Below are 6,011 nucleotides of genomic sequence, written 5' to 3'. Positions count from 1 at the left end.
GCCCGGGCCGCCGGGTCGGGCCATCCGGAGACCGCGAGCAGGCGCGCGGCGCTGTCGAGGTGCGCGGCGCAGCGGCGCCGGGCGGCGGTGCCGCGGGGGACGTGCTCACCGCGCGCCGCGCGCAGCCACGGCTCGTCCCAGTACGGCAGCCCGCCCGGGGCAGGCGGCGGGAGGGTGCGTACCCCGGCGTGCTGGACGACGTCTCCCTGGAGCGCGACGTCCAGCACCAGTCCCGCGGGCCAGTCGGCGAGCCCCGGGCCGAGCGGCAGGTGCAGCCGGTCCAGGCGGAGCCCGTCGCGGTCGTCGGCCCGCCCGGCCAGGGGCAGTCCGGCGACGACACCGCCGTGCCCGTGGTGCTCCCCGTGGTCTCCGTGACCGCCGTGGTCGTCATGACCACCGTGGTCTCCGTGGCCGCCATGGTCGTCATGACCACCGTGGCCGTCATGGTCGTCGGGGCCGCCGTGAGCGCCGTGGCCGTCGTGGTCCCGATGCCCGCCCTGGTCCGCGTGGCCGCCGGGCCCGTCGTGGTCTGCCGAGTGCTCGCCGCCGTCCCCGGGGACCGGCGCCGCCGCCGGACGGACCAGCGTGTCCAGTGCCGCTTCGACGTCGTACGCCCCGGCCACGGCGGACCGGGCCTTCGGGGAGGGGATCTGCCGCCAGAGCCCCTCCACCCACTCCTCGTCCGCCGCCCCGGCCGCCCCCACGACCACCAGCGCGCTCGCCGCCGCCGGACTCGCGGCCACGGGCCAGCCGCGCCGCCGCAGCCCCGCCTCCACCGCCAGCCGCGTCTCCGTGGCCCCCGGCAGGCAGGCGAGGAGAACGGCGGGGTGCCCCGCGCCGATCCGGAGCAGCACGTCCCTCAGGCCCACCGCAGCGCGCCCTCGCGCCGGGCGTAGGCCACGGCCGCGAGGAGGATGCCCAGGAAGAGGAACATCTCGACCACGGCCGACGTGCCCCTCTCACGGACCACGCGCACCCACGGGTACATGAACAACATCTCCATGTCGAACGCCAGGAAGATCATCGTCACGGGGTACCAGCGGACGTGGAACCGGGAGAACGCGTGCTCCTCGGGCGGCAGTCCGCCGCTGAACGGCCCTGATTCCAGCGGTCGCTGTCCGGCCCGCAGCCACGCGCCCAGCCCGTGCAGCGCCGCGAGGCCGCCGATCACGACGCCGAGCAGCACCGGCACCGGCTCCCATGCCGCCATGGCGAGCATCATGCCCGACACCCCTCGTCACGGCCAGACGCCACGACCGACAACGGAGGAAGCGGCTCCGCCGCCGCGGTCACAGCAGGCGGCGGATCTCTCCCCGGACCCGGTAGAAGCCGCCGGCCGCCGCGTGCAGGGAGTCCACGACGTAGCGGGCGCCCGGCTGCCGTATCGCCCGCGGGAACTGGACGTTCCACGACGGTTCGTACCCCTCGGTCAGCACGTGCACCCGGGCGCGGCCGCCTTCCTGGACGCACTCCACGACGACCGCTCCGGCGGGGGCGTGGGCGACGCTCTCCACCGCGCTCACGGCCGTGGCCGGCGCGTACGTCGGCAGGGCCGCGTCGAGCTTGACGTCCCGCGCCACCGGCACCGTGCCCTGCTGCGCCGCGGCGATGGCGGCCTCGCTCGCGTCCACGCAGACCAGCGAGCCGTCGGTGGTCACCAGGTACAGCCGTTCTTCGCGGTACTGCATCGACAGCGCCGAGCCGCCGCCCGTGCCCAGCTTCCACAGCCGGGCGCCGTCGCGGTCGAAGCAGTAGACGGACGACTGGGCGTCACCCGCGAAGACGAACCGCCCGCCGGGCGAGGTGGCGCACGAGTACACCGCGCTGTCGCAGGCGTACGTGGCCTCGATCGTGCCGGTGGCCTTCGAGAGCCGCTGGGTCACACGGTGCGCGGTGCCCGCGTACACGGCGTCGTCCTCCTGCCAGCCGAACAGGACGCCGCCCCGCGTGGCCGTGTGCCACAGCTCGCCGCTGCCGTCGGGCGCGTACGCGGTGACGCCGCGGTGGTGGCCGTGGTAGACGGCCCGCTCGTCGGCGCGGACCAGCCAGGCGTGCTCGCCCCGGCTGCGGCGGGCCCACTGGTACTCGTCCTCGTGGTCGATGACCGTGAGCAGACCGGCGCGGTCCGAGACGCTCAGCACGCCCTCGTGGATGTCGAGCCAGAAGATGTCGACGTCGGCCGCGATGTCGTACGCGGCGAACGGCAGCTTCGAGGACAGGTCGTAGACCCGGCCGTCGTCGCAGCCCGCGTAGATCCAGAAGTCGTCGGCGACCAGGCACTTCACGCCGTCCGGCAGGCCGAACCGGGCGAGGATCCCGCCGTCGTGGTCCAGGGTGTAGACGTCGCCGGCCTGGTTGCCCACCCAGCAGCGGTCGTCGTCGACGTGGATGCCGGACGCCGAGGAGCCGGTGCGGAACCGCCACAGCACCGGGGCCACGCGGCGCGCGGTGGACGGGGCCGACGCCACGGAACGCCGGGTCACCGCACGGGGGGCGCGCTGGCCCGGCACGGCCGGGGCGTACCCCTTGCGGACCTTCTCCCCCACCTTCTTCGCCGCGGCCGCCTGCGCCTTCTCCGCCGTGGGAAACGTCGTCGTCTGCGTCTGCCCGGCGGCGCCGATCCGCCCGTAACGCACCGTCACCACTAAGCCGTCGACGCTCACTTCGTAGAACTTGTGCGCCCCGCCGCCCTCCTGTGACAGCTCCAGATACGTGGTCGACACCGTGGACCCGGCAGGCATGGCAGACCCCTCCCCGACATGGGCCCGCCGCCTCCTGGTAGGCCCGACGACTCCACATGCTAGGAGCCGCCACTGACATCCCGGTCCCGCCTCCGGCCGGGAGGCGCCGGCCGCCCGGTTTCTCCCCGCCCCGAACGGGAAACCGTGCATTATGGTGCAAATCGGATACACGATGATGACCGAGCAGGCCGGCCCCGGAGACCTGGTCGAGCACGTGGTCGGCGCCGAGGAGGCGCGCTTCGACTTCTCGGTCACCTCCGACCACTACTTCCCGTGGCTGCGCTCGCAGGGCCACAGCCCGTACGCCTGGTCCGTCCTCGGCGCCGCCGCGTACGCGACGTCACGCATCCCCCTCATGACGTACGTGACCTGCCCCCTCATGCGCTACCACCCCGCGGTCGTGGCGCAGAAGGCCGCGACGGTCCAGCTCCTCGCACAGGGCCGCTTCCGGCTCGGGCTGGGGGCCGGCGAGAACCTGAACGAGCACGTCGTCGGGCGCGGCTGGCCCGGCGCCGACGTCCGGCACGAGATGCTGGAGGAGGCCGTCGGCATCATCCGCGACCTCTTCGGCGGCCGTCACGTCACCCGGCACGGCAGGCACTTCTCCGTCGACTCGGCGCGGCTGTGGGACGTGCCGGACCGGCCGCCGCCGATCGGCATCGCGGTCTCGGGCGAGCAGTCCTGCGCGCTGGCCGGCCGGCTGGCCGACCTCGTCATCGCCACGGAGCCCAAGGCCGGGCTGCTGGAGTCCTTCGACCGGCACGGCGGCGCGGGCAAGCCGCGCGTCGGGCAGCTGCCGGTCAGCTACGACCCGGACCGGGAGGCGGCGGTCGCGCGCGCACACGACCAGTTCCGCTGGTTCGGCAGCGGCTGGAAGGTGAACGCGGAACTCCCCCACCCGGACTCCTTCGCCGCCGCCACCCGGTTCGTCACCCCCGGCGACGTCGCCGCGTCGATCCCGTGCGGCGCCGACCCGGCCGCCTTCGTGGAAGCCGTCCGCCCCTTCGCGGACGCCGGCTTCACCGAGGTGGCGCTCGTCCAGATCGGCGGCGGGACGCAGCCGGCCTTCCTGCGGTGGGCGTCGCAGACGCTCCTGCCGGCGCTCCGCAAGGAGTTCGGCTGAGGACCGCCCCGGCGCGGGTGTGCGGGCCGGCTGCATGACGCCGGTGCTTCCGCGGTACCCGGCAGGTGCGGCCGCGGGTCCGCGCGGCCGGTCCCGAGACCAGGAGCGTCCGTCGTGATGTCGTGGTTCCTCCTCGTGGCGACGGCCGGGTACCTCGCCTGCATTCCGCTTGCCGCCCGGCTGTTCTACGGGATCCAGCGCCGGCAGATCATCTCTCTGGAAGGCGGCGAGCACAGCGATCCGGTCGGGTACTTCGAGACCCACGACCGGCCCGGCGTGGCCGCCGCGGCCGTCGCCGCCGGGCTGCTCTGGCCGCTGACGGTCCCGGTGTACGCCGTCGGCCGGCTGGTGGTCGTCGCGGTCACCGCACGGCCGCGGCGCAGCTCGTACGAGCGCAGGCTGCACTCCCGGCAGGTACACGAGCGCATCCTCGAACTTGAGGAAGGGCTCGGCATCCCGGCCGACGACCCGGACCGGGACCGGACCCGCCTGTGACGGCCCCGCCCCCGTGCGCACGTGCGACGGGCGCCTTCCCGCGTCAGAGGCTCGGCACGGACCCCTCGTCGGCCAGGACGCGTACCGTGCGCAGCCCGCTGTCGGCGGCGTCCGGGACGTACATGCCCGCGCGGACCCCGGCGGCCAGGTAGTCCAGCACCGGGCGGGTCAGCCGCTCGCCGGGCAGGGCGACGGGGATCCCCGGCGGGTAGGGCGTGAGCATCTCGGCCGCCACCCGCCCCGCGGCCTCGCCGACGGGCACGTCCGCCACGGCGCCGAAGTAGGCGTCGCGCGGCAGGCAGGTCTGCTCCAGCCGCAGCCGGGCCGCGGACGGCACGTCGACCCGGGCCGGCGGGCGGAGGTCCGCGGCGTGCGCGGCGAGGTCCCGCAGCGCCTCCAGCAGGGCGGCGGTGGTCCACTCGTCGTCGGCGTGGGTGAGCTGGGTGCTGATGCGGCGGTGGTCGGCCAGGTGGGCGTTGAGGCGGTGGTGGCGGCGCAGCCAGTCGGCCGCGGCGTAGCCGGAGACGCCGAGGTCCGTCAGGTCGATGACGACGGGCAGCGGGTCGAGGCCGGCGGCGCGCCCGGGGCCGGTGTACTCCGCCCGGCCGTCCACGTGCAGGCCGGGGATCTCCTCGATCCGCGCGCGCACGGTCCCGGCCAGGTCCAGCGCGCGGTCGAGCAGCCGGGGCCCGCGCAGGGCCATCTGGCGGCGCCAGCCGTCGAGGCCGGCGTAGATGAGGACCGACGGGCTGGTGGTGCCCAGCAGGTCGGCGCGGGACTCCAGCACCGCCGGGTCGATGCGGTCCCCGCGGAGATGGAACACCGAGCCCTGCTCCAGACCGCTGCCCATCTTGTGGATGCTCGTGACGCACACGTCCGCGCCGGCGTCCATCGCCCAGGTCGGCAGCCGGTCGGAGAACGGCAGGTGGGCGCCCCACGCCTCGTCCACCAGCAGCGGCCGTCCGCGCCGGTGGCAGACCTCGGCCAGCGCGGGCAGGTCCGCGCACGAGCCGTACGGGGTCGGGCTGGTCACCAGCGCGCCGCGGGCGTCGGGGTGTGCGGCGAAGGCCCGCTCGTACGCGGCCGGGGACGGGGGGTGCGCGAGGTGCCGCTCGTCGTCGAAGCACGGCTCGACCCACACCGGGCGGAGCCCGGAGAGGATGAGCCCGGAGACCACGGACTTGTGCGCGTCCCGGCCCACGAGCAGTTCGTCGTACGGGCCGGCCACCGCCAGCATCGCCGCCTTCACCGACAGCGAGCTGCCGCAGGTGGAGAAGAACGTGCGCTCGGCCCGTACGGCGTCGGCCATCAGCCGCTCGGCCTCCCGCACCACCCCGCCCGAGGCCCGCCGGTCGTCCAGCCCGCTCATCGCGAGCACGTCCGAGGCGAACACCGCCTCCCCCAGGACCTCGCGGACCGCGGGGTCGGCGCCGCGGGCCTGCTTGTGCCCGGGCGGGGTGAACGGGAGCTGGCCTTCCCGGCGGTAGCGGCCGAGGGCTTCGAGAACGGGCGCGCACGAGTGGTCCATGCCCGAAGTCCTATCCGGTGGCCGGGTACGGGGCGGCGCACCGCCACGCCGCGGCGGGCCCCGCACCGCCGCCCGCCTTCACCCGTCCGGCCGGGCCCGGCGGTTCCGCCGCGGCGCGCCGCCG

The 6,011-nt window shown here is 75.4% G+C and carries 6 protein-coding genes; 2 read left to right on the top strand and 4 right to left on the bottom strand.

Annotated features, from left to right (window positions below; genetic code table 11):
- The 3 genes from ABD317_RS32525 to ABD317_RS32515 all read right to left on the bottom strand — a co-directional run.
- On the bottom strand, positions 1-869 hold an 869-nt coding region (locus tag ABD317_RS32525; RefSeq protein ID WP_344294743.1), incomplete at its 3' end, for a hypothetical protein.
- A complete protein-coding gene (locus ABD317_RS32520) occupies positions 860-1,222 on the bottom strand; it encodes an NADH-quinone oxidoreductase subunit A (protein WP_027752135.1) in 363 nt (120 codons plus the stop codon). The genes ABD317_RS32525 and ABD317_RS32520, both read right to left, overlap by 10 nt.
- Positions 1,223-1,289: 67 nt before the next feature.
- The gene (locus tag ABD317_RS32515; protein ID WP_344294740.1) at positions 1,290-2,741 is read right to left on the bottom strand and encodes a WGR domain-containing protein; all 1,452 of its coding nucleotides are present in this window, start codon (positions 2,739-2,741) and stop codon (positions 1,290-1,292) included.
- A gap of 151 nt (positions 2,742-2,892) precedes the next feature.
- Here ABD317_RS32515 and ABD317_RS32510 point away from each other — a divergent pair, with 151 nt between their 5' ends.
- Together ABD317_RS32510 and ABD317_RS32505 are read left to right on the top strand one after the other, a co-directional pair.
- On the top strand, positions 2,893-3,864 hold the full coding sequence (locus ABD317_RS32510) for an LLM class F420-dependent oxidoreductase (protein WP_344294738.1): 972 nt from the start codon (positions 2,893-2,895) through the stop codon (positions 3,862-3,864).
- Between the two features lie 117 nt (positions 3,865-3,981).
- Positions 3,982-4,359, top strand: coding sequence for a hypothetical protein (locus tag ABD317_RS32505; RefSeq protein ID WP_344294736.1), 378 nt, complete (start codon positions 3,982-3,984; stop codon positions 4,357-4,359).
- Positions 4,360-4,402: 43 nt separating this feature from the next.
- Here the strand turns inward: ABD317_RS32505 and ABD317_RS32500 are convergent, their stop codons facing one another.
- Positions 4,403-5,887: an aminotransferase class I/II-fold pyridoxal phosphate-dependent enzyme gene (locus ABD317_RS32500; protein ID WP_344294734.1), complete on the bottom strand. Its 1,485-nt coding sequence runs from the start codon at positions 5,885-5,887 to the stop codon at positions 4,403-4,405.
- Positions 5,888-6,011: the final 124 nt, after the last annotated feature.

It is taken from the genome of Streptomyces synnematoformans, assembly GCF_039531005.1.
In the GTDB taxonomy this organism is placed as follows: Bacteria; Actinomycetota; Actinomycetes; order Streptomycetales; family Streptomycetaceae; genus Streptomyces; species Streptomyces synnematoformans.
Note: the sequence above shows the minus strand (reverse complement) of the source record. Positions and strands in the feature narration are given on the sequence as shown.

Coding starts and splice junctions, on each gene's coding strand:
- ABD317_RS32520 (WP_027752135.1), bottom strand. CDS start 1,222: ATGATGCTCGCCATGGCGGCATGGGAGCCGGTGCCGGTGCTGCTCGGC.
- ABD317_RS32515 (WP_344294740.1), bottom strand. CDS start 2,741: ATGCCTGCCGGGTCCACGGTGTCGACCACGTATCTGGAGCTGTCACAG.
- ABD317_RS32510 (WP_344294738.1), top strand. CDS start 2,893: ATGGTGCAAATCGGATACACGATGATGACCGAGCAGGCCGGCCCCGGA.
- ABD317_RS32505 (WP_344294736.1), top strand. CDS start 3,982: ATGTCGTGGTTCCTCCTCGTGGCGACGGCCGGGTACCTCGCCTGCATT.
- ABD317_RS32500 (WP_344294734.1), bottom strand. CDS start 5,887: ATGGACCACTCGTGCGCGCCCGTTCTCGAAGCCCTCGGCCGCTACCGC.